Raw genomic sequence first — 20,092 nt, forward strand, 5'->3', positions numbered from 1 at the left:
TCTCACTCTTTTCTGAGGTCAGGCGCTCGTGCCGTACCGCACGCGGTGGCACAGGGCCGGAATCTCGCCGTCGGCGAGCCTCGGCATCACCTCCGGCAACTCCTCGAACGCGCATTCACCGGTGACCAGTGCGTCGAGGGCGGGGTCGGCGAGGAGTTCGAGGGCGAGGGCGAGCCGGTCGGCGTAGGAGCGGCCGGGGCGGGCGGCCGGGGAGACGGTGCCGACCTGGCTGCTGCGGACGGTCAGGCGCCGGGAGTGGAAGGCCTCGCCGAGCGGGAGGCTGACCCTCCGGTCTCCGTACCAGCTCAGTTCGACGACCGTGCCCTCGGCGCTCAGCAGTTCGAGGGAGCGGGCGAGGCCCTGTTCGGTGGCGCTGGCGTGCACGACGAGGTCGCGGTCGCCGAGGGCGTCGGCGGGCAGCGCGAAGTCGACGCCGAGCGCCTCGGCGGTCTTCGCGCGGGCCGGGTCGGCGTCCACCAACTGCACCCGTGCGCCGGGGAAGCGGGCCAGCAGCGCGGCGACCGAGCAGCCGACCATGCCGCCGCCGACCACGGCGATCCGGTCGCCGGCCAGGGGGGCGGCGTCCCAGACGGCGTTGACGGCGGTCTCGACGGTGCCGGCGAGGACCGCCCGTTCGGCGGGCACGTCGGGCGGTACCGGGGTCACGGCGGTGGCCGGGACGACGTAGTGCGTCTGGTGCGGGTAGAGGCAGAAGACGGTGACGCCGACGAGTTCCGCGGGCCCCTCCTCGACCACTCCGACGCTGAGGTAGCCGTACTTCACGGGGGCGGGGAAGTCGCCCTCCTGGAACGGCGCCCGCATCGCCCGGTGCTGGCTCTCGGGCACGCCCCCGCGGAAGACGAGGGTCTCGGTGCCGCGGCTCACTGCGGAGTACAGCGCCCGGACCCGTACCTCGCCCTCGGCGACGGGCGGAAGGGTGATCTCCCGGATCTCGCCTTCACCCGGACTGCTGAGCCAGAACGCCCGTGCGGGTGGCTTCATCCGCGTCCTCCTGAACGATCGGGAAGTTGTTCACGTACCGAGGTGTGCACAGGCCGCGCACAGTACGCGGCGTTGATCGACTCTGTCACACGGCCGGAGGATGTTCGGTGGCCCTGAACCACACTTACGACGCGAGGCTCGTTCAGCAGGAGACGGCGCTCGGAGCCGGCGTGCAGATCCTGGTGCTGGCCTTGCTCGGCACCGCGATCGGCATGGGCCCGGCGGGCTGGCTGACCGGTCTGGCCTTCGCGATCGCCACCTGGGCGGTGCTCTCCCGGGCCCTGCACCGCTCGCGGCTGACCTCCTTCGGCCCGGCGAACCGGGTGACGCTGGGCCGCTCCATCCTGGTCGGCGGTGTGACGGCGCTGGTCGCCGACTCCTTCCAGAGCCCGCCGCCGCTCACCCTGCTGGTCGGCCTGACGGCCGTGGCGCTCATCCTGGACGGCGTCGACGGCAAGGTCGCCCGCCGCACCGGCACCTCGACCGCGCTCGGCGCCCGTTTCGACATGGAGGTCGACGCCTTCCTGATCCTGGTGCTCAGCGTGTACGTGTCGATGGCCCAGGGCCCCTGGGTGCTGCTGATCGGCGGAATGCGCTACGGCTTCGTGGCCGCCGCCCGCTTCTGGCCGTGGCTGAACGCCCCGCTGCCGCCGAGCACGGCCCGCAAGACGGTGGCCGCGCTCCAGGGTGTGTTCCTGCTGCTGGCGGCCTCGGGCCTGCTGCCGCTCGCGGCGGAGACCGGTGTCGTGGTGACGGCGCTGGCCACGCTGCTGTGGTCGTTCGGCCGTGACGTGCTGTGGCTGTGGCGGACCTCGCGGGTTCAGACGCTCGCGGCGGACGGGGCGGCGGCCGGGGCTGCCGAGGAGCTGGCCGCGGTCTGACGCGGCACCAGCGCCACCGCCACGAGCGGTACGGCGGCCAGGACCAGCCACGGCACGGACCGTGGGAGCCCGCTGCCGAGCAGCGCTCCGGTCGCCGAGCTGCCGGCCAGCACGATCAGGCCGGACACCGAGGACAGCGCCCCCGTGTACAGGCCGAGCCGCCCGTCCTCGGCGAGGTCGGGCACCCAGGCCCGGGCGGCCGGCGCCACCAGCATCTGGCCGAGGGTGAGCAGGACGACGAATCCGGCGGCGGGCAGGAGCCCTTGACCCGGCGCCGCGGCCACGACCGCGAACCCGCCCGACACGAGCAGCAGTCCCGCCGCCATGGCGCGGCGCGGGGCGAGCCGCTCCCCCACCCAGCGGGTGACGGGGAGCTGGGCGGTGACCACCAGGACCGAGGACAGCGCGAACAGCCAGGCCAGCGCGGTCTGGGAGCCGGTCACCCGCTCCACCTCGGCGGGCAGCGCGAGATAGAGCTGGTTGTAGGCGAGCAGCCAGGCGCCGTACGCGCAGCACAGCGCGAGGAAACTCCGGTTGCGCAGCAGCGGCCGCAGTCCGCCGCGGACCCGCACGCGCCGCCGCCCGGGGATGTGCTGCGGGAGGAGCAGGGCGTGTCCGGCGAGGACGAGGACGAAGACGGCAGCTCCGCCCAGGCACACCGTGCGGTAGTCGACGGCGAGGAGCAGCGCGCCGATCAGCGGCCCGACGAAGGCGCCGGCCTGTCCGGCCACGGTGAACAGGGCCAGCACCCGGGTCCGTGAGCCGCCCTCCCACTCGTGGACGACGGCCTGCCGGGCGACCTCGGACTCCACGGCGGGTGAGAACAGCGCGGCGGCGAAGCCGATGAGCAGGACGGCGCCGACGACGGACCAGGTCCGCCCGGCGAACCCCAGCCAGGTGAACCCGGCGATCCTGAGCGCGCATCCGGCGAGGACGACGGGCCGGACGCCGTACCGGTCGGCGAGGGCCCCGCCGACCACGAACAGCCCCTGCTGGCTGAAGGTCCGCAGCCCCAGGACGAAGCCGACCAGCCACCCCGCCATGCCGATCGCCTGCCCGAGGTGCTCGGCGAGGAAGGGCAGCACGGCGAAGAAGCCGATGTTGAAGGCGAGTTGAGTGGCAATCAGCAGCCGCAGCAGGGGCGAGATTTGGGCTCTCGTGTGCCGGTCTCCGGCTTCGGTGTCCGGGAGGCGGGCGGTCATCGGCCGGTCACCTGCTTCGCGGTCCCGGACGCGGCCCGGCGGGGTCCGGTCACCTGCTTCGCCGTCCCGGACACGGCCCGGCGCGGCAGGCGGACTCCCCCGGCCGAGGTCACCGCGAGCGCGCCGAGCAGGGCCAGGAGGGCGGCGGGGGCGAGGACGGCCCAGGGGGCGCGTTCGGCGTAGGGCTGGTTCTCGGCGAGCAGCAGGCCCCACTCGGGGGACGGCGGCTGGGCGCCCAGGCCGAGGAAGGCGAGCGAGGCCAGGGACAGGGCGATGCCGGGCAGGCGCAGCAGGGCGTGGCGGACGACGGACGGGAGGACCGCGGGCAGCAGTTCGTGCCGCAGGAGGTGGATCCGGCCGGCGCCCAGGGCGCGGGTGGCGGTGATGTGGAGTGTGGCGCGTTCCTGGCGCAGCAGCGCGGAGGTGTGCGCGGCGAGCGGCGCCCAGGCGACGGCGGCCACGGCGAGCGCCGGGGTGGCGGTTCCGGTGCCCGCGACGGCGGTGACCAGGAGGGCGACGAGTACGGGCGGCAGGGCGACAGCGGTGTCGACGAGCGGCCCGGACAACCTCGGCGCCAGGCCGAGCAGGACGCCGGTGAGCAGCGCGACGGCGCCGATGGCGAGGGCGAGGAGCAGGGTGTCGAGGGCGCCGTGGGCGACCCGGGCGAGCAGGTCGCGGCCTAGCGCGTCGGTGCCGAACGGGTGCGCGGTGGAAGGGGGTTGGAGTCTGGCGCCGGTGTCGAGGGCGAGCGGGTCGCGGGGCAGGCCGAGGGCGATGACGCCGAGGAGGACGGCCGCGTACCCGAGGGGCTGGAGGCCGCGCGCGGGTGCGGTGGGCGGGTGCGGGGAGGGCAGGGCGCCGTCGCGGAGGGCGGGGCCGGCCAGCAGGTGGGTGCCCAGGCGGGCGAGTCCGGCGGCGACCGCGGCGAGCAGCACCATCAGCAGGGTGCCAGCCTGGAGGACGGGCAGGTCCTGGGCGAGGGCGGCCTGGAGGGTCGTACGGCCGAGGCCGGGTATGTCGAAGATCTGTTCCACGGCGACCGCTCCTCCGGTCAGGCCGACCGCGAACAGGCCGGTGTTGGGGAGCAGTCCGGGCAGGGCGCGGCGCAGGGCCTGGCGGGCGATGCGCCGGCCGGGAAGTCCGCGGGCGGCGGCGGCCCGGGCCCAGGGTTCGGCGAAGGCGCCGGGCAGCAGGTCGTCGAGGAGCCGGCCGAGTACGGCCCCGGCGGGCAGGCCGAGGGCGAGGGCGGGCAGCACCGTCCAGCGGGGCCCGTACCAGCCGAGGGCGGGCAGCCAGCCGAGTTGGACGCCGACGACGGTGGCGAGCACGGTGGCGGTGAGGAACTCGGGCAGCGCGGCGAGCACCGCGGAGCCGGTGCCACCGGCGCGTCGGGGGCCGAGCCGGTGCCGGGCGCCGCGGTGGAGGGTGCGGGCACAGATCAGGGCCGCGGTGACGACGGCGGTCAGGAGGGCGACGCCCATCAGCAGCAGGGAGACGCCGAGCGCGTTCAGGACGTCGGGGGCGACCTGGCCGCCGCTGACCCAGGAGGTGCCGAGGTCGCCGCGCCACAGTCCGCCCGCCCAGCTCCCCAGGAGGTGGAACGGGCCGGCGTCGAGGCCCAGTTGGGCCCGGATGTCGGCCAGCACCTCGGGGGTGGGGTCGCGGTCGGCCGAGCGTGTCTTCAGCACGGTCAGCGCCGGGTCGGTGCGCGAGATCCAGGGCAGGACGCCGACGGCGCACACCAGGGCGGCCGCGATCCCCGCCCGCCACAGGAGGGCGGCCGCCTGTCGGCGCACGGTCAGCGCCGGGTGCCGACGCCGACGAGGGCGCGCTCGTAGGGGTCGAGGAGCGCGCCGCGCACCGACTCGGCGACACCAGTGATGATCTGCTGGTGGACCAGGGGAACGACGGCGTCGGTGGAGAGGATCTCCGCCTCGGCGGCCATCACCGCGTCCTGCCGTTCGGCGGTGTCGGCGGTCCCCTCGGCCTTCGCGACGGCCCGGTCGACGCCCTTGTCGCAGAGCCGGGCCAGGTTGTAGTCGCCGTCGCAGGTGTAGTCGCCGGCCAGCACGGAGACCGGGTCGCCGGTGTCGACGAGGGTGTTGCGGGCGAGGACGACGGCGTCGAACTTCCCGGCGAGCGCGTCGCCCTCCATCCGGGAGTACTCGCGGACCTCCAGGGTGACGTCGAACCCGGCGTCCTCCAACTGCTGTTCGAGCACCTGGGCGATCTCGGGGAGTTCGGGCCGGTTGTCGTAGGTGGCGAGGGTGAGGGAGGTGCCCTCGGCCCGGTCGGCGGCCGCGCGTCCGGCGGGCCGCTGCCGCTTGCCCTCGGCCCAGGTGACGGCGGGGCCGTAGATCCCGACGCCGGCGTCGGCGTACCCCTCGTGGACGTCCTCGGCGAGCACGGAGGTGTCGACGGCCTGGCGTACCGCGGCCCGCAGCCCGGGGTCGGCGAAGGGCCCGGACCCGGAGTTGAGGAGCAGGCTGGTGGTGCGGGTGGTGGCGGTCGCGGTGGCCGTGCCCCGGTCGAGGGAGGCGGCCTGGGCGACGGGGACGGCCTCGGCGAGGTCGACCTGTCCGGTGCGCAGGGCGCTGGAGCGGGCGGTGCCGTCGGCTATGAACTTGACGTCGATGCCGGGGGCCTGGGCGCGGCCGCCCCAGTAGTCGTCGTGGCGGTCGAGGGTGGCGGCGGTCGCGCCCATGACCTTGGTGAGCGCGAACGGGCCGGTGGCGGTGGAGACGACGTCGACGCGGTTCCCGGCCCGGTAGGCGCGGGCGGAGAGCACGGCCAGCGAGGGGCTGGACAGCCTCAGCGGCAGCACGGGGTCGGGCCGGTCGGTGGTGACGCGTACGCCGGTGCCGCCGTCTGCCTTCGCGGTGAGGGCGACGCCGGCCAGGGCGGCGGGGACCGGTTCGGCCTCGGTGGCCCGGGTGAGGGAGGCGGCGACGGCGGCCGGGGTGACGGCGGTGCCGTCCTGGAAGGTCGCCTCGCGGAGGGTGAACACCCAGGTGCGGGCCGACTCCTGGCGCCAGGACGCGGCGAGCGCGGGGGCCGCGGCGCCGTTGGCGTCGAGCGCGGTCAGTCCCTCGGTGACGCCGAGCCTGCTGAGGATGGTGGCGTCGGCGCCGTACGGGGAGAGGTTCTCCGCGGGCGGGAAGGCCAGCGCGACCCGCAGCCGGGAGCCGCCGGCGGCGTCCTCGGCCGGGTCGCCGCCGGAGGAGGCGAAGCAGCCGGTGAGGGCGGGGGTGAGGAGGAGGGCGAGGAGGAAGCGGACTCTGCGCATTTTCGTTCTACCGCCCTGTTTCCAGCTCGAAGTGGATGATCCCCTGGCCACCCCCGGGGTCCTCGCGCTCGTCGTGCGCGACCTTCCCGAGGGACCGCCAGAACGCCTCGGCGCCCGGCACGGTGGGATCGGTGTGCAGATACACGGTCCGGTAACCGCCGTCGGCGGCGGCGAAGTCGAGGAGTCGCTCCACCAGGCGGCGGGCGAGCCCGCGCCGCCGGTGTTCGGGGCGCACGTAGACGCGCCGGAGCTGGGCGGTCCGTCCCGAGGGGAACCGCTCGGCGACGGCGAGGGGGTTCGGCGGGTGGGCGGGGCCGCGCGAGTCGAGGGCCGCGGTGGCCACGACCTCGCCGCTGCCCTGGTCGAGCGCGACGAGGAGGGTGTGCCGGTCCGGGATCAGATAGGCGGCCGTCGGGTCGACGATGTCCTGGTGCCAGCGGGGCACGTATCCCGAGCCGAAGTCCCGGTAGACGGTGTCGAGCATGACGGCCCGCGCCCCACCGATGTCGTCGGGCCCGGCCACCCTGATGTCGTATCTCTGCACTTGCGCATCATATGCAAGAAGGTTGAACGGATGATCACCACCCCTCTCCACCCTCACGGTGGGGTCGTGTGGCCCAGATCACGCGTTCGAAGTGCAGCGTCACAGGGGTGCCAGGGCCTTCTCACAGGTGTAGGGGACCGGCGACGCAAACGGGGGTCAGGTGGAGCGGCGGGCTGAGGAGGGGGAGTTCGACGGCTTCGTGGCCGCCCGGTGGTCGGGGCTGCTCCATCTCGCCCGCCTGCTGACCGGTGGCGACCGGCACCGGGCGGAGGACCTGCTCCAGGAGTCCCTGGTCAAGCTCTGGTTCGTGTGGGGGAAGGTCGCCGACGAGGCACCGGAGGCGTACGTCCGGCAGATCATGGCGCGGGCCGCCGCCCGCTCCGCACGACGGCGCTGGTGGGGCGAACGGCCCGTGGAGCAGGTGCCGGAGGTGGCGTGGCCGGGCGATGTCTCCGCCGCGGTCGCCGAACGCTCCCGTCTTGAGGCCGCGCTGGCCCTGCTGTCGCCGAAGCAGCGGGCCGCCGTGGTGCTGCGCTACTACCAGGACCTGCCCGACCGGCAGGTCGCGGAGGTGCTCGGGTGCCCGGTGGGCACGGCCCGCTCGCACGCCTCCCGCGGGGTCGCCCGACTGCGGGAGCTCCTGGCCGACGTGATCGAACCGGTGGGGTGAAGGAGGAGCCATGGACCACTTCGAACAGCGCCTCGGCCAGCTGATGCGCTCCTCCCACGAGCACAGCCCCTACGACGCCGGGCAGCGCGAGCGCCTCCAGGAGGCGGTACGGATCAGGCGCCGGCTGCGCGCGGCCCGCAACGCCGCCGGATCGGTGCTGGCGGTGGCCGCGCTCGCCCTGGCCCTGCTGCTCCGGCCGGACGGCTCCCAGCGGGTCGAGCCCAGCTCCCCCGCCCCCGCTCCCACGGTCAGCCCTACGACCTCGGGCCCGCTGCCCACACCGACCTCGGCGCCACCGTCGGCCACGGACGCCCCCGTGTCCACCTCACCACCGGCGTCGTACTCGGAATCCGCACCCGAGTCGAACACGGCCACGGCGTCCGACCCCACGTCGACACCGGACCCGACACCGGACTCGACCACGGCGGCCGCGACGAGGACCGCCACCGGGACGGCGTCGCCGCCGCCCTCGCACACCGCCACCGAGACGTCGTCGGAACCCCCGCCGCCGTCCTCGACCCCCTGACCGCACCTCCCCGTGACCCGCACCCGGCGAGGCGAGACACGTCGGCCGCCCTCGGCGTGTCCGGCGGCGCACAGACAAGGACGACCAGTGACCGAACCACGGACGCGGCGGGAGCACGCGCCGGCCCGGCAGCCCATATCCGTGAACCCGCGCGACCCCGTCCTCGACCTCGTCGTCCCGGTCTTCAACGAGGAGGCCGACCTGGAGCGCAGCGTCCGCCGCCTGCACGCCCACCTCACCGCCGGCTTCCCCTATCCCTTCCGCATCACCGTCGCCGACAACGCCAGCACGGACGCCACCCCGCGCATCGCCGCCCGGCTGGCCCGCGAACTGCCCGAGGCGAGCTGGCTCCGACTGGAGGAGAAGGGCCGGGGCCGCGCCCTGCGGGCGGCCTGGTCGCAGTCGCCGGCGCCGGTGCTGGCGTACGTCGATGTCGATCTGTCGACCGAGCTGGCCGCGCTGCTGCCCCTGGTCGCGCCCCTGATCTCCGGGCACTCCGACCTCGCGATCGGGACCCGGCTGGCGCCCGGCTCCCGGGTGGTGCGCGGGCCGAAGCGGGAGTTCCTCTCACGCGGCTACAACACCCTGCTGCGCTCGACGCTGGCCGTCGGCTTCTCCGACGCGCAGTGCGGGTTCAAGGCGGTGCGGCGCGAAGTCGCCGAGCGGTTGATGCCGTTGGTGCGGGACGAGGAGTGGTTCTTCGACACCGAGTTGCTGGTGCTCGCCGAGCGGGCCGGACTGCGCATCCACGAGGTGCCGGTCGACTGGGTGGACGACCCGGACAGCCGGGTCGACGTGGCCGCCACCGTCCTGGCCGATCTGCGCGGGATCGCCAGGATCGGCCGGTCCCAGGTGCGCGGCGCCCTGCCGTCGGACGCGACACGGAACGGGCCGCTCCGCCAGCTTCTGCGGTTCGGACTGGTCGGCGCGGTCAGCACGGTGGCCCACCTGCTGCTGTACACGGCGCTGCGGCAGGCGACCGGCGCGCAGGCCGCGAACGCGCTGGCGCTCCTGGTGTGCGCGATGGCCAACACGGCCGCGAACCGACGGTTCACCTTCGGTGTGCGCGGCCGGGACGGGGCGCTGCGGCACCAGACCCGCGGTCTGCTGGTCTTCGTCCTCGGGCTGACGCTGACCGCCGGGGCGCTCGCCGCCCTGCACGCCGCCGCGCCGGACGCCTCGGCGGCGACGGAGCTGACCGTGCTCGTCGCCGCCAACCTCACCGCGACCCTGCTGCGCTTCCTGCTGCTGCGCGCCTGGGTGTTCGGGACGGGGGCCGCCCGATGAACGCCACCGTCACCACCTGGAACGCCCGCCTCCCCGAGGAACCGCGGCCCGAACGCCCCCGGCTGCGCCGCGCCGCCGAGCGCTACGGCCCGGTCCTCGCCCTCTACGGCGCCCTGAAGCTGACCGGCTTCACCGTCTTCCTCCTGCTGCTGCACTCCGCGGGTGACTTCCGCGACAAGAACCCCCGCTTCGGCGGCGGCGCCCACCCCTGGGACGTGCTCGCCACCTGGGACGGCTGGTGGTACCGGCAGATCGCCGAGCACGGCTACGACCCCGCGCTCGTCCCGGTGCCCGGAGCCACCGGACTGATCACCCTGGAAGGCAACTCGGCGGCGTTCTTCCCCCTCTACCCGGCGCTGATGCGCCTGGTCTCCGAGGTCACCGGCCTCGGCTCCTACGGCGCCGGCCTGCTGGTGTCCGTCGTGGCCTCCTTCGTCGCCGCCCTCGGGATCTTCAAGGTCGCCGAGCACCTCGGCGGGCGGCAGACCGGGCTGGCGGCGGCCGGGCTGTGGGCGGTGTGGCCCGGGTCGGGCGTGGAGTGGGCGGTGTACTCCGACTCCCTCTACGTCGCCCTCGCCGCCTGGGCCTGCCACGCGATGATCCGCCGCAACTGGCTCACCGCCGGGGTGCTGACCTTCCTCGCCGGCCTCAACCGGCCCACCGCGGGCGCCCTGATCGCGGCGCTCGGCGTCGCCGCCGTCCTCGCCCTGCACCGGCACCGGGAGCGGGAAGGCGTCCGGCGCCCCCTGCTCGCGCTGGCCGTGGCCCCGCTCGGCCTGATCTCCTACCTGGCCTGGGTAGGCCACGAAATGGGCGACTACGGCGGCTACTTCAAGCTCCAGGACGGCGCCTGGGCCCACACCTTCGACTACGGCGAGCAGACCCTGGACGTCCTCACCTCGGTCCCCGTCGGCCACTTCGACTATCTCTTCGCCTACCCGTTCGCGGACGTCATCGGCGTCGGCACGGTCCTGCTCGCCTGCACGATGCTCGGCCTGCTCCTGCGGCAACGCCCGCCCGCGGTGCTGGTCGTCTACACGGTGCTCACCATGGCCCTGATCCTGGGCAGCCAACAGATCTTCGCCAACGTCTCGCGCTATCTGCTCCCGGCCTTCCCCCTCTTCCTTCCCGTCGCGTTCGCCCTGCGGCGCCTGAGCACCCCGATGCTGTGCTGGCCCCTGGGCATCGCGGCCGTGGCCTCGGGGTCGTACGCGGGGTATGTGCTGTTCGAACTGGGGGTGCCGTAGGGGACGGGCCCCGACCCCGGGGGGTGAAGGGGGCCGGGAACGCGAAAGACCCCTGGGGTACAGGGGTCTTTGCTGGTGCTGCTGGTGTCCGAGGGGGGACTTGAACCCCCACGCCCGATAAAGGGCACTAGCACCTCAAGCTAGCGCGTCTGCCATTCCGCCACCCGGACTGGGTGTATGCCGCCTGGCCGGGGGTGTTCCCCGCGGCGACATGGACAACAATACCAAGCTTTCGGAGTGGCCTTCACCCGCCTTTTCCGCGGGTGAACGGGCCCCGGGGGCCCGCGCCGCGGCCGCTCACCTGAAGTCACGACAGGGTCACTCCGGGGTGGTCGTCGCAGGTCATGCCGGTGCGGGGCCGGGGTCTGCCCGCGCACCGGCTGTACGCGGGCGGACGCTCAGGGCTTGCGGGCGTTCACGGCATGCGGGCGTTGGCGGCGTGCCGACGCTCACGGCGTGCCGACGCTCACGGCATCAAGTGGTGGTCGGGGAAGTTCCCCGGCAGCCGCTCCCCCGCCGGCCCCCGGGTGACGGCGCGCACCAGCAGCTCGCCGCCGACGAAGGCACCGCTCCAGGACGCGCCGAACCCGCCGAACAGTTCGTCGCGGTCGCCTCGGGAGCGCGGAACGCCGTGGCCGACCTTGAAGGCGCGGATCTGCGGGGCGAGCCGCTCGAAGGCCGACCGGTCGTCGGTGGACAGGGTCGCCACCAGGGCGCCGTTGGAGGCGTTCATGGCGGCCAGCAGCTCCGCCTCGGTGTCGACCAGGACGATGGTGTCGACCGGGCCGAACGGCTCCGCGTGGTGCAGCGGTGAGGACGGCGGCGGGCCCAGCAGGGTGACGGGCCGGACGTAGGCGGAGGTGTCCTGGCCGGGCAGGAACCGCCCCTCGGACAGCCGACCCCGGTGCAGCGGCACGGCACCGCGGTCGATCGCCTCGGCGACCTGGTCGTTGAGCTCCTTGGCCTTGGCCGCGTTGATCACCGGCCCGAAGTCCAGCTCCGGGAAGGGGTCGCGGGGGTCCTCGACGGCCAGCGGGTGGCCGACCCTGAGCGTGCGGACCGCGGGGAGGTAGGCCGCCAGGAACTCGTCGAACAGCTCACGCTGGACGACGAAGCGCGGGTACGCCGTGCAGCGCTGTTTGCCGTAGTCGAAGAGCTTGGGGACGACCGCCGTGAACGCGTCCCAGTCGGTGTGGTTCCAGATGCCCCAGGTGTTGAGTCCCTCCTGTTCGAGGATGTGTCGTTTGCCGAGGTCGGCGACGGCCGTGGCCACCGCGGCGCCGGTGTCGCGGCCGCCGACGAAGGAGACGCAGCCGATCTCGGGCGCCCGTACCAGCGCCTGGGACAGCTCGCCCCCGCTGCCGCTGACGAGGGTGACGGGTATCCCCTCGCGGGCGGCGAGCGCCGAGGCCAGGGTGAGGCAGGCGACGCCGCCGTCGGTCGGGGTCTTGGCGATGACCGCGTTTCCTGCCAGTGCCTGCACCAGTACTGCGTGAACGAGCACGCTCATCGGGTAGTTCCAGCTCGCGATGTTGGAAACCGGGCCGTCGAGCGGGGCCCGTCCGGCGAGCATCCCTTCGATGCCGTCGACGTACCAGCGCACTCCGTCGACGGCCCGGTCGACGTCGGCGCGGGCGAGCCGCCAGGGCTTGCCGATCTCCCAGACCAGCAGGAGGGCGAGCAGGTCGCGGTGCCCGGCGAGGGCGTCGAGGGTGGCGGCTACGCGGGCGCGGCGCTCGTCGAGGGGGACGTGGCGCCAGGCGCGGTGCTGGTCGAGCGAGGCGCGTACGGCCTGCTGGGCGGTGGCCCGGTCAAGGCGGGGCGGGCCTGCTGTGGGGCTGCCGTCGACGGGACTGGTGGCGGGCAGGGCCCGGCCGTCCGCCTGCCAGGTGCCGTTCCACAGGTTGAGGACGCGGTCGTCCCGGAAGGCCTCCGGGGCGGCGGTGAGACAGCGCTGCCAGGCGTCGGCCCAGGAGGTGCCCGCCTTGAGGGTGAGGGTGGTTGCCATGGGGTCGCTCCGCTCTCGGTGCACGGTCGGGGGCGGTCGGGCGGGTCCTACCTCTGTTCTTCGAGGCGGGCGAGCACGAGCTGCGCCGTCTCGGTCGGGGTGCTCCCCACCCGCACTCCGGCCGCTTCCAGGGCCTGCCGTTTCGCGGCCGCCGTACCGGAGGAGCCGGAGACGATGGCGCCCGCGTGGCCCATGGTCCTGCCCTCGGGGGCGGTGAACCCGGCGATGTAGCCGACGACGGGCTTGGTGACGTGGTCGCGGATGTAGGCGGCCGCGCGTTCCTCCGCGTCGCCGCCGATCTCGCCGATGAGGACGACGAGTTCGGTGTCGGGGTCGTCCTCGAAGGCGGCGAGGCAGTCGATGTGGGTGGTTCCGACGACCGGGTCGCCGCCGATGCCCACACAGGTGGAGAAGCCGATGTCGCGCAGCTCGTACATGAGTTGGTAGGTGAGGGTGCCGGACTTGGAGACCAGGCCGATCCGGCCCGGCTTGGCGATGTCGGCGGGGATGATGCCCGCGTTGGACTGGCCGGGGGTGATCAGGCCGGGGCAGTTGGGGCCGACGACCCGGGTGCCCCTGGCCTTCGCGTGGGCGAGGAAGGCGACGGAGTCGTGCACGGGAATGCCCTCGGTGATGACGACCGCGAGGCCGATCCCGGCGTCGGCGGCCTCGACGACGGCCGCCTTGGCGAAGGCGGGCGGTACGAACAGGACGCTCACGTCCGCGCCGGTCCGAGCGATGCCCTCGGCGACCGAGCCGAAGACGGGGACGGCCATGGGGGTGCCTCCCAGGCCCTGGTGGCACTGGGGGACGTCGAAGTCGACGGTGCGGCCCGCCTTGCGGGGGTTGACGCCGCCGACGACGTTCGTGCCGGCGGCGAGCATGCGCCGGGTGTGCTTCATGCCCTCGCCGCCGGTCATGCCCTGGACGAGGACCCTGCTCTCCTTGGTGAGGTGGATCGCCATGGTGTCCGTCTCCTTAGACCGAGGTGGCGAGTTGGGCGGCGCGGCGGGCGGCGCCGTCCATGGTGGCGGCCTGCTGGACCAGCGGATGGGCGTGGGCGTCGAGGACGGCCCGGCCGCGGGCGGCGTTGTTGCCGTCGAGGCGGACGACGAGCGGCTTGGTCAACCGGACGGTGTCCAGGGCCCGCACGATGCCGTCGGCGACCGCGTCGCAGGCGGTGATCCCGCCGAAGACGTTGACGAGGACGGACTTCACATCCGGGTCGGACAGGATCACGGAGAGTCCGTCGGCCATGATCTGGGCGGAGGCGCCGCCGCCGATGTCGAGGAAGTTGGCGGGGCGGGCGCCGCAGCCGGCGACCACGTCGAGCGTCGACATGACGAGGCCGGCTCCGTTGCCGATGATGCCGACCTCGCCGTCGAGCTTGACGTAGTTGAGGCCCTTCGCCGCTGCGGCCGCCTCCAGCGGGTCCTCGTGCGTCTCCGCCTCGGCTCCCCAACGGGCCTGCCGGAAGACGGCGTTGTCGTCGAGGGTGACCTTGCCGTCGAGGGCGAGGATCTGCCCTTGCCGGGTGCGGACCAGTGGGTTGACCTCGACGAGGACGGCGTCCTCGCGGACCAGCACCTCCCACAGCCGGACCAGTGCGTCGACGGTTCGCGGCGGGAGTCCGGCCGCCTCGGCGATCTCGTGCGCCTTCGCCGAGGTGACGCCTTCGGCGGGGTCGATGTGGATGCGGGCCACCGCCTCGGGCCGGCTCGCGGCGACCTCCTCGATCTCCGTGCCCCCTTCGGCGGAGGCGATGGCGAGGAAGCGTCCGGCCGCGCGGTCGAGGACGTAGGAGACGTAGAACTCGGTCTCGATGTCCACGGGTTGGGCCAGCATGACCTCGCCGACCCGGTGGCCCTTGATGTCCATGCCCAAGATCTGGCGGGCCGTCAGTTCGGCGGCGGCCGGGTCGGCGGCGAGTTTCACCCCGCCCGCCTTGCCGCGTCCGCCCGTCTTCACCTGGGCCTTGACGACGACCCGGCCGCCGAGCCTGCGGGCGATCCCGCGGGCCTCCTTGGCGCTGTCCGTGACCTCGGCCCTCGGCACCAAGATGCCGTGTTCCGCGAAGAGTTCCCTCGCCTGGTGCTCGTACAGGTCCATTCCGGCTCCTGACTCGAATGTGCCGCACGCCCCCTGGACACCACCCATCGGATGCGGGATAACAAGCTTCATACAGTATTCGTCGACTGTATGCAATGTACCGCGAGAGCCGTTCCCACCCCCTACGAAGGGACAGGACTTCGCCATGCCCGACGACACCCAGGACGTCATTTCCGGTGGTCATCTCGTAGCCAAGGCCCTGAAGGCCGAGGGGGTCGACCGCATCTACACCCTCTGCGGCGGCCACATCATCGACATCTACGACGGCTGCGTCGACGAGGGCATCGAGGTCGTCGACGTACGCCACGAGCAGGTCGCCGCGCACGCCGCCGACGGCTACGCCCGCATCACCGGCAGGCCCGGCTGCGCCGTCGTCACCGCAGGCCCCGGCACCACCGACGCGGTCACCGGCGTCGCCAACGCCTTCCGCGCCGAGTCCCCCATGCTGCTCATCGGCGGCCAAGGAGCCCTCACCCAGCACAAGATGGGTTCCCTCCAGGACCTCCCGCACGTCGACATGATGACGCCCATCACCAAGTTCGCCGCGGCCGTGCCCGACACGGCACGCGCGGCGGACATGGTCTCCATGGCGTTCCGCGAGTGCTACCACGGCGCGCCCGGACCCTCCTTCCTGGAGATCCCGCGGGACGTCCTCGACGCCAAGGTGCCCGCCGCCAAGGCCCGCGTGCCCCGCCCCGGCGGCTACCGGGCCTCCACCCGCTCGGCCGGCGACCCCGAGGCGGTCGAGAAGCTCGCCGACCTCCTCGTGCACGCCGAGAAGCCCGCCATCCTGCTGGGTAGCCAGGTATGGACGACCCGCGGCACCGAGGCCGCCGTCGAACTGGTCCGCACCCTCAACATCCCCGCGTACATGAACGGCGCCGGACGCGGCACCCTGCCGCCCGGCGACCCGCACCACTTCCAGCTGTCGCGCCGCTACGCCTTCTCCGGAGCCGACGTCATCGTCATCGTCGGCACGCCCTTCGACTTCCGCATGGGCTACGGCAAACGGCTGTCGCCGGACGCGACCGTGGTCCAGATCGACCTGGACTACCGGACCGTCGGCAAGAACCGCGACATCGACCTCGGCATCGTCGGCGACGCCGGCCTGGTGCTCAAGGCGGTCACCGAGGCCGCCTCCGGGCGTCTGAACGGCGGGGCGTCCAGGCGCAAGGAGTGGCTCGACGAACTGCGCGCGGCCGAGCGGACCGCGATCGACAAGCGGCTGCCGCACCTGCGCTCCAACGCCTCACCCATCCACCCCTACCGGCTGGTCAGCGAGATCAACGAGTTCCTCACCGAGGACTCCGTCTACATCGGCGACGGCGGCGACATCGTCACCTTCTCCGGCCAGGTCGTCCAGCCCAAGTCGCCCGGCCACTGGATGGACCCGGGCCCGCTCGGCACCCTCGGCGTCGGCATCCCCTTCGTCCTCGCGGCCAAGCAGGCCCGCCCGGACAAGGAGGTCGTGGCCCTCTTCGGCGACGGCGCCTTCTCCCTCACCGGCTGGGACTTCGAGACCCTGGTCCGCTACGACCTCCCCTTCGTCGGCATCGTCGGCAACAACTCCTCCATGAACCAGATCCGTTACGGCCAGAAGGCCAAGTACGGCGAGGCACGCGAACGCGTCGGCAACACCCTCGGCGACGTCCACTACGACAGGTTCGCCCAGATGCTCGGCGGTTACGGCGAGGAGGTCCGCGACCCCGCCGACATCGGGCCCGCGCTCCGGCGCGCCCGCGAGTCCGGCAAGCCCTCGCTGATCAACGTCTGGGTCGACCCGGACGCGTACGCCCCCGGAACCATGAACCAGACGATGTACAAGTGAGGTGGCTGCCATGACTGGAACGCCGAGCAAGGCCCTCGACGGCATCCGCGTCCTGGACATGACGCACGTCCAGTCCGGTCCCTCCGCGACCCAGCTGCTCGCCTGGCTCGGCGCGGACGTCGTGAAGCTGGAGGCGCCGAGCGGGGACATCACGCGCAGGCAACTGCGTGACCTCCCGGACGTCGACTCGCTCTACTTCACGATGCTCAACTGCAACAAGCGCAGCATCACCCTCAACACCAAGACCGAGCGCGGCAAGGAACTCCTCACCGAGCTGATCCGGCGCTCCGACGTCATGGTCGAGAACTTCGGCCCGGGCGCGGTCGACCGGATGGGCTTCACCTGGGACCGCATCCAGGAGATCAATCCACGGATCGTCTATGCCTCCATCAAGGGTTTCGGCGAGGGCCCGTACACCAACTTCAAGGCGTACGAGGTCGTCGCGCAGGCCATGGGCGGTTCGATGTCGACCACCGGCTTCGAGGACGGGCCGCCGCTGGCGACGGGGGCCCAGATCGGGGACTCGGGCACGGGCGTCCACGCGGTGGCGGGGATTCTCGCCGCGCTCTTCCAGCGGGAGAGCACCGGGCGCGGCCAGCGGGTGAACGTGGCCATGCAGCACGCGGTGCTCAACCTCTGCCGGGTGAAGTTGCGCGACCAGCAGCGCCTGGCCCATGGCCCACTCGCCGAATATCCCAACGACGACTTCGGCACGGAGGTTCCCCGGTCCGGAAACGCCTCCGGCGGCGGCCAGCCCGGCTGGGCCGTCAAGTGCGCGCCGGGCGGCCCGAACGACTACGTGTACGTCATCGTGCAGCCCGTCGGCTGGAAGCCGCTCAGCGAGCTGATCGGCCGGCCCGAACTCGCCGACGACCCCGAGTGGGCGACGCCGGAGTCCCGGCTGCCCCAGCTGAACAAGATGTTCCAGCTGATCGAGGAGTGGTCCTCCACCCTGCCCAAGTGGGAGGTGCTGGAGAGGCTCAACGCGCACAACATCCCGTGCGGCCCGATCCTGTCGACGAAGGAGATCATCGAGGACTCCTCGCTGGTCGACAACGAGATGGTCGTCACCGTGCCGCACCCCGAGCGGGGCGAGTTCGTTACCGTCGGCAGCCCGCTGAAGCTCTCCGACTCCCCCGTCGACGTGACGAGTTCGCCCCTGCTCGGCGAGCACAACGAAGAGGTCTTCATCGGCGAGCTCGGCCTCGGAGACCAGGAACTGCGCCTGCTCAAGTCGAACGGGGTGATCTGACGTGATGGCCGAGGACCGGGTCCTGAGGGTGCGCGAACTACTCGACTCCGTGCGGGCCGAGGGGCGCACCGCGCTCACCGCGCCCGAGGGCAAGGTGATCGCGGACGCCTACGGGATCGCCGTACCCGGGGAGGAACTCGCCACCGACGTCGAGGAGGCGGTGGCGTACGCGGCGCGCTTCGCGGGGCCCGTGGTGATGAAGATCGTCTCGCCGGACATCCTGCACAAGACCGATGCCGGAGGCGTGGTCGTGGGTGTCGAGGGCGCGTCCGAGGTGCGCGCCGCGTTCCATCGGATCGTCGACAACGCGCGCGCCCACGACGCGTCCGCCCGGATCGAGGGCGTCCAGGTCCAGGAACTCCTCCCCCAGGGGCAGGAGGTCATCGTGGGCGCGGTGACGGATCCGACGTTCGGGAAGGTCGTCGCCTTCGGGCTCGGCGGGGTGCTGGTGGAGGTCCTCAAGGACGTCACGTTCCGGCTCGCGCCGGTGGACGCGGACGAGGCCCTGTCGATGCTGGACTCGATCCGGGCGGCGGAGATCCTGCGCGGGGTGCGCGGACGGGCGGCCGTGGACCGGTGGGCGGTGGCCGAGCAGATCCGCCGGGTCTCCCGGCTCGTCACGGACTTCCCCGAGATCGCCGAGGTGGATCTCAACCCGGTGATCGCCACCCCCGAGGGCGCGACGGCCGCCGACATCCGGGTCATCCTCGCCGGGGAACAGCCCGCCCCGCGCCGCCGGTACACGCGCGAGGAGATCCTCACCTCGATGCGCCGGCTGATGCAGCCCTCCTCGGTCGCCGTGATCGGCGCCTCCAACGAGCAGGGCAAGATCGGCAATTCGGTGATGCGCAACCTCGTCGACGGCGGCTTCGCCGGAGAGATCCACCCGGTGAATCCCAAGGCCGACGACATCCTGGGCCGCAAGGCGTACAGGAGTATCGCGGACGTTCCCGGTGAGGTGGATGTGGCGGTCTTCGCGATCCCCGCCAAGTTCGTGGCCGCGGCCCTGGAGGAGGTGGGACGCAAGAGGATCCCCAACGCCGTGCTGATCCCGTCGGGGTTCGCGGAGACCGGGGAGCACGCGCTCCAGGCCGAGATCGTGGCGATCGCCGAACGGCACGGCGTCCGGCTGCTCGGGCCGAACATCTACGGCTACTACTCGACGTGGCAGGACCTGTGCGCCACGTTCTGCACGCCGTACGACGTCAAGGGCGGGGTGGCGCTGACCTCGCAGTCCGGGGGCATCGGCATGGCCGTCCTGGGCTTCGCCCGCACCACGAAGACCGGCGTGTCGGCGATCGTGGGCCTGGGCAACAAGTCGGACCTGGACGAGGACGACCTGCTGACCTGGTTCGGGGAGGACCCGCACACCGAGTGCATCGCCATGCACCTGGAGGACCTCAAGGACGGACGGGCCTTCGTCGAGGCCGCCCGGGCGACCGTACCGAAGAAGCCTGTCGTGGTGCTCAAGGCCGGCCGGACCGCCGCCGGAGCCAGGGCGGCCGGCTCGCACACCGGGGCGCTCGCGGGCGACGACGCCGTGTACGACGACATCCTGCGGCAGGCGGGCGTCATCCGGGCGCCCGGACTGGCCGACATGCTGGAGTACGCGCGCGCGTTGCCGGTGCTGCCCGCACCTCGGGGCGACAACGTGGTGATCATCACCGGGGCCGGCGGCAGCGGGGTGCTGCTGTCCGACGCGGTCACCGACAACGGCCTGACCCTGATGGACATCCCGCCCGACCTGGACGCCTCGTTCCGGGCGTTCATCCCGCCGTTCGGGGCCGCGGGCAACCCGGTCGACATCACCGGGGGTGAGCCGCCCTCGACGTACGAGGCGACGATCCGGCTGGGTCTGGAGGATCCGCGGATCCACGCGCTGGTCCTCGGCTACTGGCACACCATCGTCACTCCCCCGATGGTCTTCGCCGAACTCACCGCGCGCGTGGTGGCCAAGTTCCGCGAGCGCGGCATCACCAAGCCGGTGGTGGCCTCGCTCGCGGGTGACGTCGAGGTGGAGGCGGCCTGCCAGTACCTGTACGAGCGGGGGGTCGTGGCCTATCCGTACACCACCGAGCAGCCGGTGGCCGTGCTCGGCGCGAAGTACCGCTGGGCGCGTGCGGCGGGACTGTTGGGGGGCGGTTCATGACGTGAGGGAGTTCGGGTCCGGCCGACGGTGCGCGTCGGCCGGACCCAGGACCCGTGCGCGCACGAAAGGCAACGGACAGGGGGCGCTGGCCAGATCTTTCG

At 73.0% G+C, this 20,092-nt stretch carries 16 protein-coding genes and 1 tRNA gene; 8 read left to right on the forward strand and 9 right to left on the reverse strand.

The window, feature by feature from the left end:
- Positions 1-18 precede the first annotated feature (18 nt).
- The gene (locus ABT296_RS08630; protein ID WP_351924704.1) at positions 19-1,002 is read right to left on the reverse strand and encodes a zinc-dependent alcohol dehydrogenase; all 984 of its coding nucleotides are present in this window, start codon (positions 1,000-1,002) and stop codon (positions 19-21) included.
- 107 nt (positions 1,003-1,109) lie between these two features.
- Between ABT296_RS08630 and ABT296_RS08635 the strand changes: the two genes are divergently transcribed.
- Positions 1,110-1,883, forward strand: a complete 774-nt coding sequence (locus ABT296_RS08635; RefSeq protein ID WP_351924706.1) for a CDP-alcohol phosphatidyltransferase family protein — start codon at positions 1,110-1,112, stop codon at positions 1,881-1,883.
- Here ABT296_RS08635 and ABT296_RS08640 read toward each other — a convergent pair.
- The 4 genes from ABT296_RS08640 to ABT296_RS08655 are packed head-to-tail and all read right to left on the reverse strand — an operon-like array spanning position 1,823 to position 6,915.
- Positions 1,823-3,085, reverse strand: a complete 1,263-nt coding sequence (locus ABT296_RS08640) for an MDR family MFS transporter (protein ID WP_351924708.1) — start codon at positions 3,083-3,085, stop codon at positions 1,823-1,825. The genes ABT296_RS08635 and ABT296_RS08640 overlap by 61 nt on opposite strands.
- On the reverse strand, positions 3,082-4,881 hold the full coding sequence (locus ABT296_RS08645; protein ID WP_351924710.1) for an ABC transporter permease subunit: 1,800 nt from the start codon (positions 4,879-4,881) through the stop codon (positions 3,082-3,084). The genes ABT296_RS08640 and ABT296_RS08645 overlap by 4 nt, the downstream gene beginning before the upstream one ends.
- Positions 4,882-4,883: 2 nt before the next feature.
- A complete protein-coding gene (locus ABT296_RS08650) occupies positions 4,884-6,371 on the reverse strand; it encodes an ABC transporter substrate-binding protein (RefSeq protein WP_351924712.1) in 1,488 nt (495 codons plus the stop codon).
- Positions 6,372-6,378: 7 nt separating this feature from the next.
- Complete coding sequence (locus tag ABT296_RS08655; protein WP_351924714.1) at positions 6,379-6,915, reverse strand: GNAT family N-acetyltransferase; 537 nt, start codon at positions 6,913-6,915, stop codon at positions 6,379-6,381.
- A gap of 160 nt (positions 6,916-7,075) precedes the next feature.
- Between ABT296_RS08655 and ABT296_RS08660 the strand changes: the two genes are divergently transcribed.
- The 4 genes from ABT296_RS08660 (at position 7,076) to ABT296_RS08675 (ending at position 10,645) form a co-directional block, all read left to right on the forward strand.
- Positions 7,076-7,585 (forward strand): SigE family RNA polymerase sigma factor, encoded by a 510-nt coding sequence (locus tag ABT296_RS08660; RefSeq protein WP_351924716.1) that lies wholly within the window; start codon positions 7,076-7,078, stop codon positions 7,583-7,585.
- A gap of 10 nt (positions 7,586-7,595) precedes the next feature.
- The gene (locus ABT296_RS08665) at positions 7,596-8,111 is read left to right on the forward strand and encodes a hypothetical protein (RefSeq protein WP_351924718.1); all 516 of its coding nucleotides are present in this window, start codon (positions 7,596-7,598) and stop codon (positions 8,109-8,111) included.
- Positions 8,112-8,198: 87 nt separating this feature from the next.
- A complete protein-coding gene (locus ABT296_RS08670) occupies positions 8,199-9,398 on the forward strand; it encodes a bifunctional glycosyltransferase family 2/GtrA family protein (RefSeq protein WP_351924720.1) in 1,200 nt (399 codons plus the stop codon).
- Positions 9,395-10,645, forward strand: a complete 1,251-nt coding sequence (locus tag ABT296_RS08675) for a glycosyltransferase family 39 protein (RefSeq protein WP_351924722.1) — start codon at positions 9,395-9,397, stop codon at positions 10,643-10,645. Before ABT296_RS08670 ends, ABT296_RS08675 begins: the two co-directional genes overlap by 4 nt.
- Positions 10,646-10,727: 82 nt before the next feature.
- On the opposite strand, the gene ABT296_RS08680 is transcribed toward ABT296_RS08675, so the two are convergent.
- The 4 genes from ABT296_RS08680 to sucC form a co-directional block, all read right to left on the reverse strand.
- Positions 10,728-10,815 (reverse strand) — tRNA-Leu (locus ABT296_RS08680).
- A gap of 296 nt (positions 10,816-11,111) precedes the next feature.
- Entirely contained in the window at positions 11,112-12,653 is a 1,542-nt protein-coding gene (locus ABT296_RS08685; protein WP_351924724.1) for an aldehyde dehydrogenase family protein, read from the reverse strand.
- A 47-nt stretch (positions 12,654-12,700) separates the two neighbouring features.
- Entirely contained in the window at positions 12,701-13,618 is a 918-nt protein-coding gene (sucD, locus tag ABT296_RS08690; RefSeq protein WP_351924726.1) for a succinate--CoA ligase subunit alpha, read from the reverse strand.
- Positions 13,619-13,631: 13 nt separating this feature from the next.
- A complete protein-coding gene (sucC, locus tag ABT296_RS08695) occupies positions 13,632-14,762 on the reverse strand; it encodes an ADP-forming succinate--CoA ligase subunit beta (RefSeq protein ID WP_351924727.1) in 1,131 nt (376 codons plus the stop codon).
- Between the two features lie 145 nt (positions 14,763-14,907).
- Here sucC and ABT296_RS08700 point away from each other — a divergent pair, with 145 nt between their 5' ends.
- From ABT296_RS08700 to ABT296_RS08710, 3 genes are read left to right on the forward strand one after another with little or no spacing between them, the layout of a single operon-like run.
- The gene (locus tag ABT296_RS08700; protein ID WP_351924728.1) at positions 14,908-16,590 is read left to right on the forward strand and encodes a thiamine pyrophosphate-binding protein; all 1,683 of its coding nucleotides are present in this window, start codon (positions 14,908-14,910) and stop codon (positions 16,588-16,590) included.
- Positions 16,591-16,600: 10 nt separating this feature from the next.
- On the forward strand, positions 16,601-17,842 hold the full coding sequence (gene frc / locus ABT296_RS08705; RefSeq protein WP_351924730.1) for a formyl-CoA transferase: 1,242 nt from the start codon (positions 16,601-16,603) through the stop codon (positions 17,840-17,842).
- Between the two features lie 4 nt (positions 17,843-17,846).
- Positions 17,847-19,991 carry an acetate--CoA ligase family protein gene (locus ABT296_RS08710; protein ID WP_351924732.1) on the forward strand — a complete coding sequence of 715 codons (2,145 nt, stop codon included), beginning with the start codon at positions 17,847-17,849 and terminating at the stop codon, positions 19,989-19,991.
- The last annotated feature ends 101 nt before the right edge of the window (positions 19,992-20,092 follow it).

Source organism: Streptomyces sp. NPDC000983 (genome assembly GCF_040299205.1).
Lineage (GTDB): Bacteria > Actinomycetota > Actinomycetes > Streptomycetales > Streptomycetaceae > Streptomyces.